18 protein-coding genes and 1 pseudogene are annotated in these 19,553 nt (G+C 58.3%); 9 read left to right on the top strand and 10 right to left on the bottom strand.

Annotation, left to right across the window (positions count from 1 at the left end; genetic code table 11):
- Positions 1–191: 191 nt before the first annotated feature.
- The 8 genes from GSQ92_RS25665 to solA (GSQ92_RS25700) form a co-directional block, all read right to left on the bottom strand.
- Positions 192–1,112 (bottom strand): ABC transporter substrate-binding protein, encoded by a 921-nt coding sequence (locus GSQ92_RS25665; RefSeq protein ID WP_159014408.1) that lies wholly within the window; start codon positions 1,110–1,112, stop codon positions 192–194.
- A 38-nt stretch (positions 1,113–1,150) separates the two neighbouring features.
- Positions 1,151–2,290, bottom strand: a complete 1,140-nt coding sequence (solA, locus tag GSQ92_RS25670) for an N-methyl-L-tryptophan oxidase (protein ID WP_159014410.1) — start codon at positions 2,288–2,290, stop codon at positions 1,151–1,153.
- A gap of 54 nt (positions 2,291–2,344) precedes the next feature.
- Positions 2,345–3,151: an amino acid ABC transporter ATP-binding protein gene (locus GSQ92_RS25675; RefSeq protein ID WP_371418595.1), complete on the bottom strand. Its 807-nt coding sequence runs from the start codon at positions 3,149–3,151 to the stop codon at positions 2,345–2,347.
- 5 nt (positions 3,152–3,156) lie between these two features.
- Complete coding sequence (locus GSQ92_RS25680) at positions 3,157–3,873, bottom strand: amino acid ABC transporter permease (protein ID WP_216856953.1); 717 nt, start codon at positions 3,871–3,873, stop codon at positions 3,157–3,159.
- A gap of 204 nt (positions 3,874–4,077) precedes the next feature.
- Positions 4,078–4,977, bottom strand: coding sequence for an ABC transporter substrate-binding protein (locus tag GSQ92_RS25685; RefSeq protein WP_159014414.1), 900 nt, complete (start codon positions 4,975–4,977; stop codon positions 4,078–4,080).
- Between the two features lie 29 nt (positions 4,978–5,006).
- The gene (locus GSQ92_RS25690) at positions 5,007–5,774 is read right to left on the bottom strand and encodes an amino acid ABC transporter ATP-binding protein (RefSeq protein ID WP_159014416.1); all 768 of its coding nucleotides are present in this window, start codon (positions 5,772–5,774) and stop codon (positions 5,007–5,009) included.
- Positions 5,771–6,514, bottom strand: a complete 744-nt coding sequence (locus tag GSQ92_RS25695; protein WP_159014418.1) for an amino acid ABC transporter permease — start codon at positions 6,512–6,514, stop codon at positions 5,771–5,773. Before GSQ92_RS25695 ends, GSQ92_RS25690 begins: the two co-directional genes overlap by 4 nt.
- Positions 6,511–7,662 carry an N-methyl-L-tryptophan oxidase gene (gene solA / locus GSQ92_RS25700; RefSeq protein WP_159014420.1) on the bottom strand — a complete coding sequence of 384 codons (1,152 nt, stop codon included), beginning with the start codon at positions 7,660–7,662 and terminating at the stop codon, positions 6,511–6,513. The genes GSQ92_RS25695 and solA (GSQ92_RS25700) overlap by 4 nt, the downstream gene beginning before the upstream one ends.
- 154 nt (positions 7,663–7,816) lie before the next feature.
- On the opposite strand from solA (GSQ92_RS25700), the gene GSQ92_RS25705 reads away from it, so the two are divergent.
- The 6 genes from GSQ92_RS25705 to GSQ92_RS25730 all read left to right on the top strand — a co-directional run bounded on the left by GSQ92_RS25705 (position 7,817) and on the right by GSQ92_RS25730 (position 15,159).
- Complete coding sequence (locus tag GSQ92_RS25705) at positions 7,817–8,458, top strand: FadR/GntR family transcriptional regulator (protein WP_256367134.1); 642 nt, start codon at positions 7,817–7,819, stop codon at positions 8,456–8,458.
- Between the two features lie 561 nt (positions 8,459–9,019).
- A complete protein-coding gene (locus GSQ92_RS25710) occupies positions 9,020–10,102 on the top strand; it encodes a LacI family DNA-binding transcriptional regulator (protein WP_159014424.1) in 1,083 nt (360 codons plus the stop codon).
- Positions 10,103–10,233: 131 nt separating this feature from the next.
- A complete protein-coding gene (locus GSQ92_RS25715; protein WP_216856954.1) occupies positions 10,234–11,157 on the top strand; it encodes an ABC transporter substrate-binding protein in 924 nt (307 codons plus the stop codon).
- 63 nt (positions 11,158–11,220) lie between these two features.
- On the top strand, positions 11,221–12,747 hold the full coding sequence (locus GSQ92_RS25720) for a sugar ABC transporter ATP-binding protein (RefSeq protein WP_159014428.1): 1,527 nt from the start codon (positions 11,221–11,223) through the stop codon (positions 12,745–12,747).
- Positions 12,744–13,757 carry an ABC transporter permease subunit gene (locus GSQ92_RS25725; RefSeq protein ID WP_216856955.1) on the top strand — a complete coding sequence of 338 codons (1,014 nt, stop codon included), beginning with the start codon at positions 12,744–12,746 and terminating at the stop codon, positions 13,755–13,757. The genes GSQ92_RS25720 and GSQ92_RS25725 overlap by 4 nt, the downstream gene beginning before the upstream one ends.
- 46 nt (positions 13,758–13,803) lie before the next feature.
- Positions 13,804–15,159, top strand: coding sequence for a hypothetical protein (locus tag GSQ92_RS25730; protein ID WP_159014430.1), 1,356 nt, complete (start codon positions 13,804–13,806; stop codon positions 15,157–15,159).
- 660 nt (positions 15,160–15,819) lie between these two features.
- Here the strand turns inward: GSQ92_RS25730 and GSQ92_RS25735 are convergent.
- Together GSQ92_RS25735 and GSQ92_RS25740 are read right to left on the bottom strand one after the other, a co-directional pair.
- Positions 15,820–16,710 carry a cyclase family protein gene (locus tag GSQ92_RS25735; protein ID WP_371418596.1) on the bottom strand — a complete coding sequence of 297 codons (891 nt, stop codon included), beginning with the start codon at positions 16,708–16,710 and terminating at the stop codon, positions 15,820–15,822.
- On the bottom strand, positions 16,692–17,036 hold the full coding sequence (locus tag GSQ92_RS25740; protein ID WP_256367133.1) for a substrate-binding domain-containing protein: 345 nt from the start codon (positions 17,034–17,036) through the stop codon (positions 16,692–16,694). The genes GSQ92_RS25735 and GSQ92_RS25740 overlap by 19 nt, the downstream gene beginning before the upstream one ends.
- Before the next feature lie 56 nt (positions 17,037–17,092).
- Between GSQ92_RS25740 and GSQ92_RS25745 the strand changes: the two genes are divergently transcribed.
- The 3 genes and pseudogenes from GSQ92_RS25745 to GSQ92_RS31185 form a co-directional block, all read left to right on the top strand.
- The gene (locus tag GSQ92_RS25745) at positions 17,093–17,482 is read left to right on the top strand and encodes a substrate-binding domain-containing protein (RefSeq protein WP_159014436.1); all 390 of its coding nucleotides are present in this window, start codon (positions 17,093–17,095) and stop codon (positions 17,480–17,482) included.
- Positions 17,483–17,571: 89 nt separating this feature from the next.
- Positions 17,572–18,807, top strand: coding sequence for an anhydro-N-acetylmuramic acid kinase (locus GSQ92_RS25750; protein ID WP_159014438.1), 1,236 nt, complete (start codon positions 17,572–17,574; stop codon positions 18,805–18,807).
- Between the two features lie 599 nt (positions 18,808–19,406).
- Positions 19,407–19,553: pseudogene (locus GSQ92_RS31185) on the top strand (CopG family transcriptional regulator); the annotation flags it as partial.

The raw sequence follows: 19,553 nt of genomic DNA on the forward strand, positions 1-19,553 counted from the left end.
GGCAAGGTCGTATCAACAGGCATGGCGGGTGTGGCTCGGCGCGTTCGCGTGGACAGGATGGCTTCGACACCCAATCCCCAAGCGCGATCAATGCTTTACGCGACACCCGCCAGCGAATCCCCGGCATGCGCTGAAAAAGACGGGCTAGAAGCATTATGGCGGGCGAGGTCTGATTTTCAGGAAAGCAGAGTTCAATTGCTCGGTTGGTTGTATTTCAGGCCGTCATTGATCGTAATCTTCTCCAAGCCATTAGCTTCCATACCCCACGCTCCTAGAATTTTACGGTAGGCGCCGTCGGCCTTCAACTCCGTAATCGCTCGCTGAGTAGCGTCCCGGACCGCCTTCTCGGACTTCAGGAATGGCATGGCGTTGTAGCCGGTGCCGTATTCCTTGAACGACAACACCTGTAGGCCGCCCGCTTGTGGAGATGTCTTGATGACATACGCGGCTACTCCGTACTGATACATGGTTGCATCAGCGCGACCCGTCCGGACCTGCAGCAGTGCTTGGTTGATGTCCTGAAAGACCTGGACGTCTATCTTCTGCGTGCAGTGGGCATTCTGCTGCTCGACAAGCCCCTGCATGACACTGCCCTGCAGCACAGCAACATGTTTGCCACAGAGGTCGGAGATCGTCTTGATTCCGGTTGGATTGCCCTTTGGCACGACGATGGCGTTTCCGTCAGTGGAGTAGTCTACGAAATCCACCTTTTGCTCCCGCGCCGGCGTGTCACCTATGCCAGAAAGAGCCGTCTCGAAACGTTTCGCTTCGATCGCTGCAATAATCCCTGGAAATTGGATGGCAGACCAATTAGCCTTTAGCCCGAGCTTAGCCGCGACCGCGTTGCCGAGATCGATATCGGCGCCGATTAAGGTTTGGCCATCAGCCGCATAGTATTCGTAAGGCGGCGAACTAGGATCAGTCGCGATCTTCAATACACTAGAGGATTTGATGTCAGCCGGCAGCCCAGCCTCCAGCGCCGTGGAAGCAGCGACGTCCAGCGGCGTACCGTCTGGTCCAATTTTCAGCGTCGCTGCGTCGGCGAGGCTGACTACTCCCAGTAGCGCGGAACTAACCACCACGCCGCAGATCGCTTTAGAGAGTGTGCTCATAGAGTATCCTCCGGGTGATGAATGAGGCCCACATGCCGCTACGCAGCATCGGCAAAGACCCGTTGTGCCGAAAAGTGATGCCGGATGTAGTTATCCTGACCGTTTTCGATGATGTCGGCGACGGTTGCTCCGACGCCGGCGGACATTTTAAAACCGTGCCCTGAGAAGCCGATAGCCAGGACGATCCTGTCGCTCTCGGGGTGGTAGTCGATTATAGGAGCTCGGTCGGTCGTGAATCCGTCCAAATACACACCCGAGCGCACTGGCTCCGGATCCACTCCCTCTAGAAGGTCGCGCACGACCCTGCGGACGATTTCCGTGTCGCTACGTGTAACTGTCCGGTCGACCTGCGACGGATCAACATCGCTCAGATAGTTGATCGGCGGCATGATCTTAACCGTCCACCCGTCCATGCAAGGAAAGCCAGAGTAATCAATGTGTCCCGTCTGACGTATGCAAACCGGAAAGCGCTCGGGCATAAACGGAGCGGTGTCGCCTACGCCGAACCATGTCCCGACCAGCCGCCGTGCGATGATTTTGGGTGACGGAGCGTCAACCATCCGCGCCCCCCATGCCCCGCAGGTGACGACCGCGGCGTCAAACATCTGCGCGCGTCCGTCCGCAACGATCTCCACACCACCTGGCCCGGGCGTCACACGATCGACGGGACAGCCCTGGAGCAACGTTGCCCCTGCCGCCAGGGCCGCTTTGACTGCTGCCCGCACCGCTAGCTCCGGCCGCAGTAGGGCACCGTCCGTGTCAAGCAGAGCGAACTCGCCTCCGTGTAGTCGATGCTGTGGGAAACGGCGACGTAATGCCTGTTCGTCCAGCACTTCATGGCGGACATCATTTTCAGCCGCGCCTTGGATAGTATCAGTCAACCATTGCGCCTTTGCTTCGGCAATGTAGAGGCACCCGATCGGGTAATGGAACTTGCGATCCGACGCCGCCTGCAGCTCTGTCCACAAATCCAGTGACCGCCGCAGTATCGGGATATAATGCGCGCCCTCGCGATAGGCCATTCGGAAGATACGCGATTCAGCACCGTGCGCACTTGTGTCGTGCGGCACCCCCATCCGGTCGAAGCCAGTTACGTCAAATCCGCGCTTGGCAAGCTGCCACATTGCCATGCTTCCCATGGCACCAACCCCGACAACGGCAACAGTTTTACGTCCCACGTGTGATACACTCCTTGCTCAACGATTCTCTTTGCCCTCTCGCGTGAGCGGGCGCTATTTTACTCGCGACAGAAAGGCGCGGGTCCGCGCCTCCCTTGGGTGGTCCAAGATCTGATCCGGCGTCCCTTGCTCCACAATGCTTCCGGCATCCATAAAGATGACGCGGTCAGCGACTTCTTGGGCAAACCCCATCTCATGTGTCACTACCACCATCGTCATGCCCTGAGCCGCCAAGTCTTCCATGACTGATAGGACGTCGTGGACCAATTCTGGATCAAGTGCTGAGGTTGGCTCGTCGAAGAGGAGGACCTTCGGGCGCATCGCTACCGCGCGTGCAATAGCTACTCGTTGTTGTTGGCCTCCGGAGAGTTGCGAGGGGCGATGGCGATTGAAGCTCGCCAAACCGACGGAGGCGAGGAGATCGCGCGCTCGCTTCTGCGCTTCCTCCCGACTGAGCCGAAGCGCAATGCGCAGCCCAAGCATGATGTTCTCCTCCGCCGTCAGATGGCCAAAGAGGTTGAAACGTTGAAAGACCATGGCCACAGCGGCGCGCTGGCGCGCCAACTCAGTGCGCGGCACCTCCCACAGAACACCGTCGATCTCGCGGCAACCGATACGTTCTCCGTCGACCCAGATCTCTCCGCCACTCGGTATCTCGAGGTAGTTCAGACAGCGCAAAAACGTACTCTTGCCGGAGCCAGACGGCCCGAGGATACAGACGATTTCTCCGCGTGCTACGTCGAGCGAGATGGACTTGAGCACCACGTGTGGGCCGTAACTCTTGTAGATAGCGCGAGCGCTAAGCATCGGCAGTTGGGGCTCTGCGGCGGGACCGCCGGAGCGGGGGAGGGCTTGGGCCATGGCCGTCACGCGCCGGAACGGGTTGCTGCGAGTGGCCGCGCCCAGGTGGAGTCGCCCAGGCGTCGCTCAAGCCAGTATTGAACCGCGGACGCGACAGTCGTCAAAGCAAGGTACCAGAGCGACGCTACGATCAGCAGCTCAACGACCTGAAAGTTCCTGGCATAGATGTCTTCCGCCCGCGTCAGTAATTCCTGTGCGCCTATGACAGAGACAAGTGACGTGTTCTTCAGCATGCCGATCGTTTGGTTGGCAGTCGGCGGGATGACCACCTTGAACGCTTGCGGCAACACCACATGGTGCATCGTTTGCCCGTCCGTCAGACCGACGCTGCGCGCTGCCTCGACCTGCCCCCGGTCGACCGAATTGATTCCCGCTCGGACTATCTCGGCCATGTAGGCTGCCTCGTTTAGGCCGAGGCCTAGCAGCGAGGCGGCCATGGGCGTGATTAGCCGGTTGATCGACATCTGCCAGTGTCCAAAACCGACGACCGGAAAAACCAGGGCGATATTGAACCAGAAGATAAGCTGGACCAGCAGTGGCGTGCCACGGAAAAGCCAGACGTACAGGGTCGACGCGGCCGAGACGACAGGATACCGCGAGAGCGCCATGATGGCGAGCAGCATGCCGAAGGCCACGCCGATTGCCATAGATACTGCGGTCAGCTCCAGCGTCAGAATGAGACCATGCAGAACGGCCGGGAAGAATAGAAACCGTCTGACCACGTGCCAGTCGATTGCCCCACTAGTGACGATTCGAATCGACACGGCTGCAGCTATCGATAGCACCAATAGAGAGACAACCAAGCGCGTCCTGCCGCCTGGCTTGCGGGGCGCCGGGGCGGTCGGAGCCCGTTGAACAGCGATGCCAGCCGCGAATGCCATCTGTCTCATACGTCCTGGAAATAAGATCCTTCGAACGACGTGATCCTATGAACCGCCAGAGGGCGAGGTCCAACCCTGAGGCCGATCGACGCCCGCGCGCATACTCGTCATGTAAGGGAACGCCTTTAAGTAGCTTTCATCACCTCCCCATTTCTTGACGAGGTCAAGCATCGCCCCACTTCTCCACATTCCATCGAGAACGGCGCTCATCTTTTTCTCCAGGTCAGCGTCTTTCTTGCACAACAAGTACGTGTTAACTGCCGGCAGCAATTCCTGAAGCGCTGGATCCGCCTTCAGCTGGTCGGCGCTCGGGTCTTTGAGCAGTACGTTCTTTAACTTTAATTCTGGACGCTGCTTCGCAACATAAACCTGGGCCAAAGGATCGATGATACCGGCGTCAAGTCGGCCAGTTGAGATGTCCTCATAGATGCTTGAGACTTGTGGGTAGATCTTGACCGTTATTCCGGGTAAGGACTTCAGCGTCGGGATAAGCAGGTAGCCCTGTGGAATGCCGATCGTGTGGTTCTTCATAGTTTCAATTGAGTCAATGTTGAGATTGGGCTGCTCCGTAAACATCGTCGGTGTATAGTAGGTCGGATCGGTGAACAGGCCCGTTGCCGCGCGTTCCTTCGTCCAGCCCACCGGACCGACCACAGCATCGGTGCGACAGGTCTGCGCGGCGGCCAGCGCCCCAGGCCAATCCGAACGAGCCACCGACAAGGTTAGCCCAAGCTTGCCAGCAATGTATGTGACAATGTCGCCGTCAAGTCCAGTTATGCTGGTGCTGTCCTTATAGCCTGCGTAGGGCATTTGATCCTGCATCGAGATCGCCAGTACGCCCTGATGCAGTGTCTGGACGGACGCAGACGCGGCTTGCGCGCTGCTTAGGTTGATGGCGGCTAGGCCGGCTGCGCCAGCGAATACCGCGCCAATGAGCTTGATCATGATGTCCTTCTCCTTTCTACCGCGCCTCATCAGCGCTCGACATGTTCGAAGAATTCCCGCGTGCGCCGTTCTTTTGGATGGTCGATCACCTGCTCAGGATTTCCATCCTCGATGATCTGCCCGTCATCCATAAAAATGACACGATCAGCGACGTCCCGGGCGAAAGATAGCTCATGTGTGGCAATCAGCATCGTCATGCCGCGATGAGCCAACCGCCGGAGAACGTTGAGAACCTCGCGCGTTGACTCTAGATCGAGTGCGGATGTGGGCTCATCACAAAGCAGGACGTCGGGCCCCACCGCCAATGCACGGGCGATTGCGGTGCGTTGCTGCTCACCCCCGGAGAGCTGCCTGGGGTACGCTGCTGCGCGATGACTGAGCCCAACGGTCGCAAGCAGGCTCATCGCTCGCTCGAGCGCCTCACTTGGGTTCACGTGTTTCGCAACCGTCTGCGCTAGGATGACATTCTCCGCCGCTGTCAAATGCGGGAACAGGTTGAAACTCTGGAATATCATTCCAACATGCTGCCGCAACACTACGATGTCTCGGATTGGAAGGTGGGTAGCACAATCGAAAATGACGTGTTTCCCAATCGCAACGCTGCCCCCACTGGGCCATTCCAGGAGATTCAGGCAGCGCAGCAAGGTGCTCTTGCCGCCCCCTGACTTTCCCATTAGGCAGACTATCGATCCGGCATCTATGGTGAGATCTATTTCGCGGAGGACACGAGCCGTGCCGAAGGACTTGCTCAATTGCCGTACTTTTATTTCGCCCTTGAAGTCGTGGTCGGGTCTCATGCAGTACCCGTTCGTTTGGCTGCGCTACGAGCTTGGATAGACCGAAGAAGTCGACGCCGATTGGGTGAAAGAGCGACGCCTTCCGCCAATTTGTGTTCTATCAAGAGTGAGAGACGGGACAGCGGAAAGCACATGAGGAAGTAAATGCCGCCGATGACGATGTAGACCTCCATTGGCCGAAAGGTTTCGGATGCGATCGTCTGAGCCTGGTTCATCAGTTCGGCCGCCGCGATCGTGATCAGGAGTGATGTGCTTTTGAGCAGGTCGACCAGCATGGTCGCGGTGCCAGGCAGCGCGACCCGCACCGCCTGGGGGAGCACGACGTGGCGAATTATCTGAAACGAGCTGAAGCCAAGGGCCGCACTTGCTTCTTTCTGCGGACCGGGAACTGATTGTAGGGCGCCCCGGAATATTTCCGCGAGGTATGCTCCATAGAACAGGACTAAGCTTATGACGCCCGCGGAAAATGTGCCGAGCGTGATGCCGACCTGGCCCAGGCCATAATAAACGATGAAGATCTCTGTGATAATTGGAATATTCTTGAATAGCTCAGTATAACCATAAGCGAACCAACGAAGTGGTGAAAATCGAGAGGTTCTCGAAAGGGCGATGAACAGTCCCCAGATTGTTGCGAGGAAAAAAGAGATGGCTGTGAACTCGAGTGTCCACCTTATGCCGGTTGCGATATCGGGGAGATAGTGCGGCCAGTCGACGTGAAACGGACCCCACACTGCGCTCATCCACCGAGTGAGGACTGGTCGGAGAAGCGCTCAAGCGACAGGTGCTTGATCGGAAGGCTGGAGGTTCCGTCGATCATGATATCGGCTGCGACGACCCCCATCGCCGACGCCAATTTAAAGCCATGGCCAGAATAACCGGCCATTACATAGACCGGCAGGCCGGCACGCGGCCAGCCAAGTATAGAGTGAAGATCCGTCGTATAGGCGTCGGCGTAGTTCGTCACACGCGCCGGCGGCCCGGAGATGCCATTTAGATAGGTCGTCACCTGGGCAGTAACACGGTCGAGATCTGCGAGCGGCGTCACGCGCGATAAATGGTCTGGATCGAGAACGGAATCGGATTCGTAGGTGTCGTTGGTTCCCGTCTTAACCATGCCGCCATCGATGGACGGAAAACCAGAGAAGTTCGCATCTTCTTCACGGCGACAGAAGATTGGGAAACGCGCCGGAGCGAAGGCCTCGGGATTATCGGCGAGAAACCAGGGCTGGATTAGCCTTCTGGGGGATAGATAACGCCCATACTCAGGGAACAATCTTAAAATCCAGGGTCCTACCGTGACGATCGCCTGGGGCGCCCGATAGCGGCCGTCATCCGTCGTCACCTCCACACCGCCTTTGGTTGCGGTAATACTTGTGACCTCGGATGGGAATTTAATGGTCGCGCCGAGTTGCGCGGCAACGCGCAATGCGGCGCGATTTGCCCTTTCAGGGCGTAGGTAGCCCGCTTGAGGGTCTAGGATGACAACGTCGCTTTCAAGATAGCGGTGTTGTGGGAAGCGCCGCCTTGCCTCATCGAGACCCAACACTTCATGGGGCAGCTGATACTCTTGGACACAGGCGCGGAGGTTTCTGATGAACTCGGAATTTTCAGGGCCGATCATGAGTCCGCCCGTCAAGGTCAACAAGACTTCCTTGGAAATCTCCTCAAGCTCACGCCAACGCCTCTGGGCCTCCAGAAGCAGCGGTACATACTGCGGGCCCTCACCATAGATCGTTCGGAAGATTCGGGTGTCGCCCCCTGATGCTCCACGATCGTGACCAGGGTAAAACTGCTCGAACGCGATGACCGACCGTCCTCGGCTGGCCAGCTGCCACGCCGCCTGGCTACCCATCGCTCCGCAGCCCACGACGAGGACGTCTGCATCCATGTCCTGCATCCCTCTCGGATCACCAATCGGCAACTTCCCTGCAGAGGTAGGATGACACAACGTCGGGTGATCACCTAGTATCTATTTTGGCTCATGACGTATCGTGAAGTGCTAACAAAGGAAAACCCAGGTGGCTCGTTTAGTGCGTCTGTTGATGACGGAGCAGGCTGTCTCCTGGCTGCGGAGCCAGGTTAGCGAGGGGATGTGGCCAATCGGCACAAGAATCCCCCCTGAGGCGGACCTCGCAGAGGAGCTTGGCGTGGCGCGCAACACGATCCGCGAGGCGGTGCGGGCGTTGACCCACACGGGTGTACTAGAAGTCCGGCGTGGCTTTGGAACCTTCGTTCGTTCAGATTCCGAGGTAGATGTGGTTTTCGCTCGACGCCTATTGCAGGCCAAGTTCGCTGACGCGGCTGATCTCCGTCGGGCAATCGAAGTAGAGGCAACTCGGCTCGCTTGCGTCCGCCGGACGTCTGAAGATATCGACCATATGCGAGCTTCGCTACAAAGACGAACAGAATCCGATCGTGATGGCAACCAAGCTGGATTCCAAGACGCTGATTATCAGTTTCATCGAATGGTAGTTCATTCGGCTCACAACACGCTGCTGGACGAGCTGTTTCACTGCCTTGCGTCTCAGGTAAAGGCCCCAATCGACGAGATAGCCGACAAGCCGTCGGTTGAACGGCGAGATCAAGCTCATGCTGAGGTCGTCGAAGCCATTGCGCTTCGCGACGAGACAAGGGCGATCCGGGCCGCCCTAGTCCATCTCGACGTCATCGTGAAACAAGCCTGAGCCAGGACTAATCAATGGCCAGCGCCGAACCTCCTTTCGATTGCCCCACATCAGCGTGAACTAGCGACCAATCGCGAATTCCGGGAGGGGTCCAACCGGTGAAGTAGAACAACGTGTGGCGCCTAGAGGACGAAGTCGGCTGTCTGGACAAGGGAAGGATGCACAGCACGGCAGCAATTGCTTCGCCGCGATTGCCATGGGTTAGCGCCGCCACTTCGTGCCCGCACTCTCGACTTTCGGCGGAAGGGCCGATGGCGAGAGGGTTTATTGCCTCTCGCTGCGAGATTCGTCAGTCACACATGCGTAGTCGTTTCTGATACGTTCCGATCGGCGAGGAGTTTGGCGGACGCTGCGGCAGTGGGCGTCGCTTGGCCGGGCACAGTCTCTTTGGCGGCGAGCTCGCGGCACGCGCCGGCATATCCAGCGTTGGGCCGTCTTGAGGGATTCAATCACCTTGACATGGCCCGCTGCCGCCTATAATGAGCCTAATCGTTTAGGGAAAGCAAAGAGACGCAGCGCCTGATAGGTGCAGTCTAACCTAAACGATTAGGGAGCCTGTGGATGCGTAAGATGACGATGCGGGACATCTCCCAAGTGACAGGGCTTTCGATGTTTACCGTCTCTCGTGCGCTTAATGGCGGCGAAGGCGTGGCGGAAAACACTCGCGCCCAGGTTGTGAAGATCGCCCGCGAAGTCGGCTACATTCCAAATCGTGCGGCGCAGGCGCTACGACGCGGCACTCGCGACACGATTGCCGTTATTACAGCCAGCAACACAAACTCCTACTATCTTGAAATGCTCGCCGGCATCCAGCAGGCGCTGCGTCCTTCGCATTGGACGGTTGTTGTCGGAGATGTTGCGGCCGACGGTGCCTATGATTCCGATCTTGAGGATCGACTGGTGCAAAGGCTGATCGAGGCCCGCGCCGCCGGGGTGATTTCTACTCTCACGCTCAAAGGCGAGAATCTCAGTTTACTAGCTAGCTGGAACATTCCCGTCGTCTTCGTCGATTCATCACCACCCACCAATGCGCGCGACTTCCCGAGCGTTACGACGGATAACTACGCGGCAAGTCGGATGGTGGGAGAGCATTTGGCGCAGCACGCTTATTTGAAATGGCTTTTTCTCGTCTATCCTACGAGGTGGTCGACGCGCTTGCCACGCGAGCACGGCCTACGCGACGCAGCACAGCGCCATGGAGCGACCCTTGTAGTTCTTGAAAGTGACAATGACCCCGCCGGAGCTCATCGGACTCTTGCGCACCATCTAAAGAAGAATTCGCAGCTTCCGGATGTACTGATCGCCGGCAACAACCCGATTCTACTTGGCGCCATGAAACTGATGAAGGAGCGACAGATCCGGGTTCCCCAGGATATGGCGCTTGTTGGGTATGATGAGTTTCCGTGGTCAGAACTTGTGGACCCGCCGTTAACCCTTCTCAACGAGCATTCTGAGGAAATCGGTCGGAACGCTGCCTTCATAATGACTGAGATCATCACGGCGCAGGATACGCCCGAACGGGTGGGGGGGCAAAGAGCGCCGATCTATCTGCCCAGACATCAGAGGCAGGTTGCGCCCGATCTCGTGATCCGCCGCTCCTGCGGATGTGGGTTTACCCACCAATCGAGCTCGTTTGAGAGGTGACCAACCAATAAATGCCTTGATCGTAGTGCCGTTCACGGTCGAGCCGTAACCGCGACAAGTGAAACACAGTAAGAAACGCTAAAATAGGTGAGGAACTAGATATGATAAACAAATCACGCTTTGACCTCTCGTTGAAGATCACGCTCTGTGCGCTCGTCACCGCAACTATGCTAGCGGGTGCTCCTTCATTCGCTCAAGCTGCGACCAAGATCGAAAAGATCGGTCTTATGGTTCAGGATATGTCCAACCCCTTCTTCGCCGCGATGACAAAGGGCGCTAAGGATGCCGCGACAAAAATCGGGGCATCGCTGAACACGCAGGATGCGCAGCTCGATCTGGGAAATCAGAACAATCAAATCGATGCCTTCATTCAGCAGGGGGTGAATCTCATCGTCATTTCTGCGGTGGATGAAGCCGGCATCGAACCGGCGATCGACCGCGCAAAGCAGGCGGGGATCATCGTCGTGGCCGTCGATACTCCCGCTCATGGCGCGGACGCGGTCGTGATGACGAATGCGGTGCAGGCAGGCGAGAAATCCTGCGACTACCTCTTCCAGCAGATGGGCGGCAAAGGTCAAGTGTTGCTGGTGGATGGCACGCCGATCCAAACCATCATCGACCGCATCCACGGCTGCAGAACGGTTGCCAAAAAATACCCCGGCATCAAGATCGTCGGTCAGCAGGCCTCCAAGAATGATCGGGCTTCGGGCCTTTCCGTCACTACTGATATGTTGACGGCTCATCCTGACGTGACCGGCATCTTCGGCATGAACGATCCATCTGCGCTCGGCGCCGTGCTAGCGGTAGAGCAGGCGGACAAAACCAACCAGATTAAAGTGACCGGCGTCGATGGCAGTCCGGAAGCGGTGGCCGAGTTGAAGCGCGCGGGCTCTCCGTTCATTGGCACGGCAACGCAGAACCCGGCCGGCATGGTGCGAAAGGCGGTGGAGATTGCTGAAGATATCGCTGCTGGCAAGCCGCCGACGCAAAAGATCTTCCTCATTCCAAGTGTGCTTGTCACGCGTGACGATGTCGGAAGCTATGCGGGCTGGTGAGTGAAGGGCAGGGTGGGTTGAGGGCACGTGCCCAACGGCCCGCTCCAGCTTCGGGAAGGTAGGATGACAGGTAGCCCCTATCTCCAGCTCAAGGGCATCGCCAAGCGCTTTGGGTCCACCCAGGCTCTGAAGTCAGTGCATCTTGATGTGGCACGTGGCGAAGTCCACGCTCTGATGGGTGAAAACGGTGCTGGAAAATCGACCTTGATGAAGATTCTGGCGGGTAATATCCAGCGTGATGCGGGAGACATCATTCTCGACGGCCACGCGGTGGAGATCAGCTCGCCGCGCGCCGCCAAAGCTCTTGGCATAGCGATTATCCATCAAGAGCTAAATACAATCCCTGATATGACAGTCGGCGACAACCTTGCCCTCGGCCAGGAGCCGCGGACACGTTTCGGTACGTTGGATCGTCGCCGAGTGCAGGAAAGTGCCCGGACCAAGCTTGCGCGCATTGGGGCTCGTGTCGACCCACGCATGCGTATCGGCGATCTCAGTATCGGCATGCAACAGATGGTCGAAATTGCGCGCGCCGTCGCTGAAGATGCCGGCGTGCTCGTGCTGGATGAGCCGACGGCTGCCCTCTCTCAGGGCGAAGCAGATGAGCTTTATCGCCTCATCAATCAGATGCGCGCGGCTGGGGTAGCCCTCATCTACATCTCCCATCGTATGGAGGAAGTCTGGAAGCTGGCGGACCGCATCACGGTTCTTCGCGACGGTGCCCACGTCGGCACGGGTACAATGGCGGAGCTCAACCCCGACGCCGTCGTCCGCATGATGGTTGGACGTAGCATGGGCGATCTTTACGATCACCCTGTCCGCACGCCGGGGGACGAGGTCCTGCGGGTCGAGGGCCTGGTCGGGAACGGTGTTGGCCCTGTTGATCTCGCCGTACGCGCCGGCGAGGTAGTGGGGCTGGCAGGACTCATTGGCGCCGGTCGCACGGAGCTTGCCCGCCTGATTTTCGGCGCAGACGCTAGAACAGCCGGCCGAGTCTCGGTCGAGGGACGGCAAAGCGCGCCCCGTTCGCCGGTCGATGCCATCGCTGACGGACTGGGCATGTTGCCGGAAGACCGAAAGAGCCAAGGCCTCTTCCCAGATCATTCGGTGGAAAGCAATGTCGTCATCAGTTCGTTGCGGGCGTTCTCAACCCTCGGGGTTGTCGACCGCGCGGCCAGCCGCAATGCGGTTCGTAGTCAAATGCAACGGCTTAGTTTGAGAGCCAGCGCGATCGACCTTCCAGTAGGCGCTCTTTCGGGCGGAAATCAGCAGAAGGCCGCACTCGCCCGCTGGCTTCTGCGTGATGCACGTGTTCTGATCCTCGACGAGCCGACACGGGGTGTCGATATCGGGACTAAGCGCGAAATCTACCGGCTGATCGATGGACTGGCGCGGTCAGGGAAGGCCGTTCTTATCGTCTCGTCTGACCTTCCCGAGGTCATAGGCATCACCGATCGCGTCCTTGTCATGCGGCGAGGCCGCATCGTGCGCAACCTCTCCTCCGCGGATACAGGGGAAGAGGAGGTCATGGCCTATGCGACTGGCACTAACCTAACCGCGGACGCTCCCGTGCACGGAGCGCTGGCATGATGATCAAGAACGAGGCGGAACTTCAGTCAAAGGTCGAGGTGGCAGAAAAGTCGTCTTTCGATTTCGCCAAGTGGTGGGATCGCGTGGGCATTCTGATCGTGTTGATCGCCCTGATCGTGCTGATGTCGGTTGTAGCGCCCAATTTCAACCGCATCGGTAACCTGCTAAACATCGCGCGCTCCATTTCCGTGAATGCGATTTTGGCGGCGGGACTCACTTTCGTTATCCTGACCGGCGGCATAGATCTTTCCGTCGGTTCCATCATCGCGGTCTCGGGAGTGGTTTCCGTCATCCTCGCCATGGCCGGCACGCCCAGTGTTTTGGCCGTAGTCTTGGGCATGGCGGCGGGAGGCGCCTGTGGTCTAGTCAACGGGCTTCTGACCTCGGTGCTGATGCTAGCGCCATTCATAGTAACACTCGGAACCATGACGTTCCTACGCGGTCTTGCCTACACGATCACCGCTGGGGAGCCGATCGTCTCCAGCGATTTAAGCTTCAAGGTCCTGGGAAATGGCTACGTCGCCGGTTTTCCGGTGCCCGTCATCGTGATGGCCGCAGTATATGGCGTTGCCTGGTTCCTTTTGGAGCGCACCACCTACGGCCGTCACGTCTACGCCGTCGGTGGTAACGCTCAGGCGGCGCGGCTAGCCGGTGTGCGCGTGGGTCGCGTCGTGACCTCCGTTTATGTCATCGCGGGCATCTGCGCGGGCCTTGCGGGCGCGATCTTCGCCGCGCGAGTCATTTCGGCCCAGCCTACCGCTGGTACGGGCTATGAGCTGGATGCAATCGCCGCAGTCGTGCTAGGCGGCACCAGTCTTGGGGGTGGCCGCGGACGCATCATTGGCACGCTCATCGGGTCGGTGATTCTCGGTGTACTGACAACGGGCCTAATCTTGCTCGACGTGCCCTTCTTCACTCAACTCCTCATAAAGGGGTTGGTTATCATCCTAGCGGTCTCGATCGATAGCCTGAAGACAAAGAAATTCTCCTTCTTTTCGAAGACCACATAAGTCGCGAACCGGCCTGCGACAGCGACTCCTAACGAAAGACTGCTCGATGTCCTTCACGATCTCAGTGTCTGATTCCGTCTGCACGTCCCGAGTGAATGAGCCTATTTTCTTCGAAGTTCCCGCCGATCTTTCCGGCCCGCTGCGATGGATGGCGGCCGCGGACGGCAGCCGCCTGCTAGCACAGCGCCTGGACAGCGGAGGCGCCTCTGGTACGACGCGCTTTGTAGTTGTGGTCTCACTTGCGGGTCGCCTGAAGCTAACGCTTGGCGAGGAGGTGCTTGCAGGTGACGTGCCCGTTGGAATCACCAGACTGGAAGGTCGGGAGCAGGACTGTTTTGTGCGGCTTGATACAGGAGCGTTCGATCTAGAACTTTGTTCCGGGAAGGCGAAGGGGGTCGGCTCCTCCAAATGGGGAATGCGGCATTTCAAAGGCGCTGCGGATGGCCTCGAGCTGCTACCTTCTGGAAATAATGCTATTGGTGGCTTTTACGGACCCTTCTTTACACCTGAAAACGGGCTCATCAACCCGCCCGAACATTGTACAGTCCGGATTGAAATATTGGAGGAAGGGCCGCTCCATCATCACTATCGTATGCATGGGCAGATCCCCGATGGACTATTGCCGGAACTTCGCGGCAAGAGCTTCACGATCGACTGGAAGTTCTTCCACGCTGTTCCCTGGTTCCAGCGCAGATATATGATCGACGACTTTCAAACCATCATCAACGGTCGCTCTGTCACCAACAAGATCACAGTAGGTGATGAGTTCGAGGGCGGTCCCGGTAAGTTGGTCTTCAATCGCTTTGCAGCTGATGGCGGAACACGTTATCGCGCGGGCGACCCCTACGCCGGCTTCCTGGTCGATATGGTGGGTCAGACGATCGCCCAGTCTGGAGAGCAAAACGAGAAATTTGCTGAGTTCCGAACCCAGCTAAACGATATGAAGTCCGCCCACTGGGATCTTTACTGGCGGCTATTCTGTGCCTGGGAGAAGGCGCTCGGTGAGGCCGAGATCCGCGAGCGGCTGGGCCGCGTATGCGCAGCCGCCCATATCGCGGCAGATGGACCTGAGAGACCCTGGATCATCTCTGATGAGGCGATTGACGTCTCAACGGTGCCCGACGAGACGATCTTTCCCGGGGCAGCGTCCAAGACCGTGGAGTATGACGAAGCCTCCGGTCGAGCGATGATCTGGTGGACATCCAAACCTTCGGGCGCGTTTCAAATCGTGCAGCGGCGGGAATCAGGCTGGGTCAATTGGGGATCAAATGGTGAGAATGAATGCCCAGAGCTGCCCGCCGGTGTAGATATCAAGACCGCTTACGGTAGGTTTGCGAGCAAATGGAGAACAATCGCGGATGGGCTCGAAACGCCTCCTTCAGTTTTCGTCTCGAAGGCATGAGCCTTCTCAAGCGGCTGTGTCGGTAGGGAGTGTGAGGGTGGGGCATGACGCTCGAGCGCGACGCCGGTCAGCATCCACGGTTCAATCCCGCACAAGCCTGGCAAGAGCGGCAAACGCGCCTCTCCTGTTCGTCGTAGTTCGGCCTTCGTGTGCGAACCGCGAAGCCGTGTTTGGCCGCTCAACCTCTGTTAGGCCTTCTGACCCAGAACTTCAGGTCACGCTCAGCCTTGCCTACGGTAAGTACGCGAACACAAGTTATGGAGGTCTATCTGGGTTCGTGCGCGTGACTACTTGTTGATCCCCGCGCGTCACGACAAGGAGGGCGCGCGGCCGTGCCGCGCCTGCGCGTCCCGCGCTGGCTTTGCGGCTGATCATCTTATCGACGAGGACGATGCCTAAGTCGCACATGACTTGGCATATGGTCCTGCCACGAAGACGTGCACGTTATCGTCCCTCTAACCTCGCAATCCACGCCGCAGCGATCAGTCTAAGGGGAATGGATGCAAGCCATGATTGCTTTCGACATCTCGCCATAGTTACTATTGTTGGCAAACCGTCCGACCAAGGTACACTTGTTCATAACAACGATTTCGTCAGAGAACGGAATCAGCTCAGGCATGTCACTTGACGTCCTAATGTGCTCAAGCCCCACTCTGAGGCTTAAAAAAACGCCAGGGGCCGCAGCGGCGACCCGGAGCCCTTTTCGATCGGCAGTGATGCCATGAAGAGGAACGACCGCAGTGGCAGCATTTCGAGCCGAGCCATTGCTTCCACAATCAAGATGCCCTCCGGTAGCCAATAGCGGCTATGCCCGGGGGTATCGCCGCATTTGCCATCGATCATCGGGATCTCACAGGCGATCGTATCGGCACCGACCGCCTGCACGCGGCGTGCCGCCAGCAACTCAGCTGCCGGCGCGTTCATGCCGAGCTGGTTGCGCGAGTAGAAATGTGCGCGGCTGTCGCAATGCCAGAATTTTCGCCGCCAACCAAAGGTGACGAGAGCCATTTCCCCGGCGCCCACTTTAACGCCCCGATCAGCCTCATAGCGAAGGATGTCATCTGCGGTCAGTGTTTCGCCAGGCTGCCAGTCCCGATCCGAGAAATCATACAGCACCGCGGGGCCGACAAGCCCATCAGGGCGCAGAATGTCAACCGTCTGGTCCATCATTGCGGAGACGGCATGCGATGGGGCGTCCATATGGCATCCGGTGTGCTCCGCCATCGACAGAGTCTGGCAATAATAACCGTCATGCTCATGCGTGACCGTCGGATCGATTACGAGATGAGGATGAGTCGGAAACCTCGGCATGCCGCGTTCCAGGCGAGGGGCCAGATCGACACATCGCATGGTCGATAGGAGTGCCTCTAATTGTGACACCTTATCCAAGACCATTCTCCACGTTTTGCCGCTACTCGAATTCGAACGAGTTGCGTCGGCGCGCCGCAATGCGCGCTCAAGGCATCGCGATCTTGGCTTTTCAAGCATCCGGCCACGGCCAGACCAACCTGTCGAACCACTGTGGCGCGATATTAATGAGGCGCTGACCATCCAGGAATCGTTGCCACATTTCTTTCCGTGATCAGAGTTGGGGGTATTAGAGTGATGACGGGTTTAATCGTCTTTCCATTGAGTATATCTTGTCCGGCGCGCACAGCTTTGACAGCCATGAGGTATGGATCCTGGTAGGACAAAGCTAAGATCTTTGTGTTTGGATCTTTGATCGCAGCTTCAATGTCGGGCGAGCCGTCAACACTTATAATGAAGAAGTCATCGCGGTGCATCTGCCGTGCCGCAAGTGACGCGCCAATTGCCATCGGATCATTGACCGTGAACACCGCGTCGATTTTGGGGAAGCGTGTCAACATCGATTGCATCACATCTATGACAAGACGTGAATGCCGGCGCTCTTGGTCAGAGAAGCGAAGCAACCTTGCAAGCGCAAGATGCGAAAGGATCGCGCGATGGCGGGTTTGCGGTCGCGCAGACGATCCTGACACGCTTTGGCCATATCGACGGCATGTTTATAATCAATGAGGAGCAAGCTATCGGCGCCGATCTCGCGGCTCGCCAGGCACATCGCTCGGAAATGGTTATCACGACCGTCGATGGCTCGCCCGATGGCACAGCGCAGCTGAAATCCCAGGAGAGCCGCATTTTCGCGACGGCCGCGCAAAATCCATACGAGATCGCGCGTGTCGCGATCAAACTTGGCCTGGAATCAGTCGGTGGCCATGAACCCACGCCCAGTGCCGTTCTGCTTCAGCCCGTGCTACTTACGCGCGACAATGTTGATAGCTACAAAGGCTGGGTGAATAAATAGGGCACCAGACTCCCCTCAGGGGTCCATGAGAATGAAAGGTGGAAACCGGAGGGGAGCCCATCAACAACAGGTTGAACAAGGCGGACCCCATGGCATTAGTGCTCGGACTCAACAGCGGCTCCTCTTTCGATGGGGTCGATGCGGTGGTCATAGAGATCACCGATGGGCCGGACGGCTATCCAGAACGGCCGAAGTTTGTCGACGGGCACAGCTATGATTGGCCGGGGCTGGTGGCTGAACAGGTTCTTCGGGCCTTCGAAAACAAGCTCAGCCTGTTCGAGCTCTGCCGGCTGAACTACCTAGCCGGCGCGGTCTACGCGGAGTCTGCTCGCACGCTGATGCGGAAATTGCGGCTTGGCGCAGGCGACCTTGAAGTCATCGGTTTCGACGGGCAGACGCTCTATCAGGAGCCGCCGGATCATGCGCGGTTGAAGGACTTCGTGGACGACGAGAATCTGGTCGGGCGCTGGCTCGACGGTCCCTATGGCTGCGGCCTCCAGATCGGGGAACCCTCCATCGTGGCGGAAGCCTGCGAAACTCCGACCGTAACCCAATTCAGGCCGATGGACCATGCGCTCGGGGGCACCGGCGCGCCACTGATGCAATATCTCGACTTCGTGGCCTTTCGTGACATCGGACCGGTGCTAACGCTCAATATCGGCGGCATCGCGAACTGCCAACTCGCGGATCGGGACCGTAGCCGCATGATGGCCTTCGACACCGGACCCGGCAATGTGATGTTGGATCAAGCCGCGCGCGCCCGGCTCAGCCAAGCCTACGACGCCGATGGCGCCACGGCGGCGCGCGGACGCATCGACCAAACGATGCTGGGCGAACTTCTGGCCCACCCGTATTTCCATCGCCCGGTCCCTCGCAGCGCCTGGCGGCTCGATTTCGGATCGGAATATGCCGACGCCGTCTTTCGGAAATACTCCGGCCTCTCGAGCGAGGATCTGTTTGCGACACTGACGGAGTTCACGGCGATCGCCATCACGCGGTCGATCGCCGACAATGTCAGCCGGCTGGCCGAGATCCGCACGCTGATCGCGAGCGGCGGGGGGACACGTAACGGCTTTCTGATGAAGCGCCTGGCCGCGCACCTTCCTTCGTCACTGAGGCTTGCCGCCTCCGACGAATTTGGAATGCCAGCGCAATTCAAGGAAGCTATCAAGTTCGCCACCTTGGCGCACGCGACGATCAATCGGCTTGCCAACAACATTCCCGCGGCCAGTGGCGCTGAGCGTTTCGGCATCCTGGGAAAACTCGTCTATCCGCCACGCATGGCACTGGGCGCCGCGGACCCCGCGGCTCAGACGACAGGATGACTACACTGTTCTCGAAGATGAGGCGCTTAGGGTCGCATCGGCTGGTTCGGGGGCAATTCCTATTTGGGGAAAGCCTATCTTCGATTTTACGAAAAGCCTTTTCTGGAGGAACATTTGATGATTCGGCAGCCGGCTAACATTGACCTAGACGGTTGACGATGCCGTACTGACTGCACGTGGCCTGCGCGCTCGAAAAGGTGCGCCCGACACGTTTGACGTTGGCGGACTTAGACACATGCTCAGGCGCCTCAAGCTCAACGAAGAGGACGAGATCGCTGTTCCAGTTTTCGACCGAGCGATTGAGATATCAAGGTCGGCCGCCCGGCTAATCCCGAAAGCCGTGCGTGTTGTAGTCGTCGAAGGCAATTATCTGCTGCTGCAACTTCCGCCGTGGAGGCGACGCATGGCACGACCCTCCCATAGCGGAACATAAGCGCCTCCACCAGGACCCTTGACGCCCGCCGTTGGCCATCCATATACCATCCAGCTGGATGGAGGGCGATCATGGGCACAGTGCATGACATACGGACTAAGAGACAGCCGATAGCGAGAAGATCACGATCAACCTGGGTTACGTCGATCTCGGCCATATCGATCTGATGGTGAAGGATGGGTTCTATTCGAACCGGACAGACTTCATCCGCACCGCGATTCGCAATCAGCTCGACCGCCACGCTGACGTGGTCCGCCAGTCCGTGGCGCGAAAGACCCTCGACATTGGTCTAGCGCATTACGGCCGCGGCGAC

The sequence above is a fragment of the Acidisoma sp. S159 genome, from assembly GCF_009766125.1.
Lineage (GTDB): Bacteria > Pseudomonadota > Alphaproteobacteria > Acetobacterales > Acetobacteraceae > Acidisoma.

What these genes read in the sequence shown, in the direction of transcription:
- GSQ92_RS25735 (WP_371418596.1), bottom strand. Translation starts at nt 16,710, where the DNA reads ATGGTCAGCGCCTCATTAATATCGCGCCACAGTGGTTCGACAGGTTGG.
- GSQ92_RS25720 (WP_159014428.1), top strand. Translation starts at nt 11,221, where the DNA reads ATGACAGGTAGCCCCTATCTCCAGCTCAAGGGCATCGCCAAGCGCTTT.
- GSQ92_RS25740 (WP_256367133.1), bottom strand. Translation starts at nt 17,036, where the DNA reads ATGCAATCGATGTTGACACGCTTCCCCAAAATCGACGCGGTGTTCACG.
- GSQ92_RS25685 (WP_159014414.1), bottom strand. Translation starts at nt 4,977, where the DNA reads ATGATCAAGCTCATTGGCGCGGTATTCGCTGGCGCAGCCGGCCTAGCC.
- GSQ92_RS25710 (WP_159014424.1), top strand. Translation starts at nt 9,020, where the DNA reads ATGCGTAAGATGACGATGCGGGACATCTCCCAAGTGACAGGGCTTTCG.
- GSQ92_RS25705 (WP_256367134.1), top strand. Translation starts at nt 7,817, where the DNA reads ATGACGGAGCAGGCTGTCTCCTGGCTGCGGAGCCAGGTTAGCGAGGGG.
- solA (WP_159014420.1), bottom strand. Translation starts at nt 7,662, where the DNA reads ATGGATGCAGACGTCCTCGTCGTGGGCTGCGGAGCGATGGGTAGCCAG.
- GSQ92_RS25690 (WP_159014416.1), bottom strand. Translation starts at nt 5,774, where the DNA reads ATGAGACCCGACCACGACTTCAAGGGCGAAATAAAAGTACGGCAATTG.
- GSQ92_RS25675 (WP_371418595.1), bottom strand. Translation starts at nt 3,151, where the DNA reads ATGGCCCAAGCCCTCCCCCGCTCCGGCGGTCCCGCCGCAGAGCCCCAA.
- GSQ92_RS25665 (WP_159014408.1), bottom strand. Translation starts at nt 1,112, where the DNA reads ATGAGCACACTCTCTAAAGCGATCTGCGGCGTGGTGGTTAGTTCCGCG.
- GSQ92_RS25750 (WP_159014438.1), top strand. Translation starts at nt 17,572, where the DNA reads ATGGCATTAGTGCTCGGACTCAACAGCGGCTCCTCTTTCGATGGGGTC.
- GSQ92_RS25695 (WP_159014418.1), bottom strand. Translation starts at nt 6,514, where the DNA reads ATGAGCGCAGTGTGGGGTCCGTTTCACGTCGACTGGCCGCACTATCTC.
- GSQ92_RS25730 (WP_159014430.1), top strand. Translation starts at nt 13,804, where the DNA reads ATGTCCTTCACGATCTCAGTGTCTGATTCCGTCTGCACGTCCCGAGTG.
- GSQ92_RS25725 (WP_216856955.1), top strand. Translation starts at nt 12,744, where the DNA reads ATGATGATCAAGAACGAGGCGGAACTTCAGTCAAAGGTCGAGGTGGCA.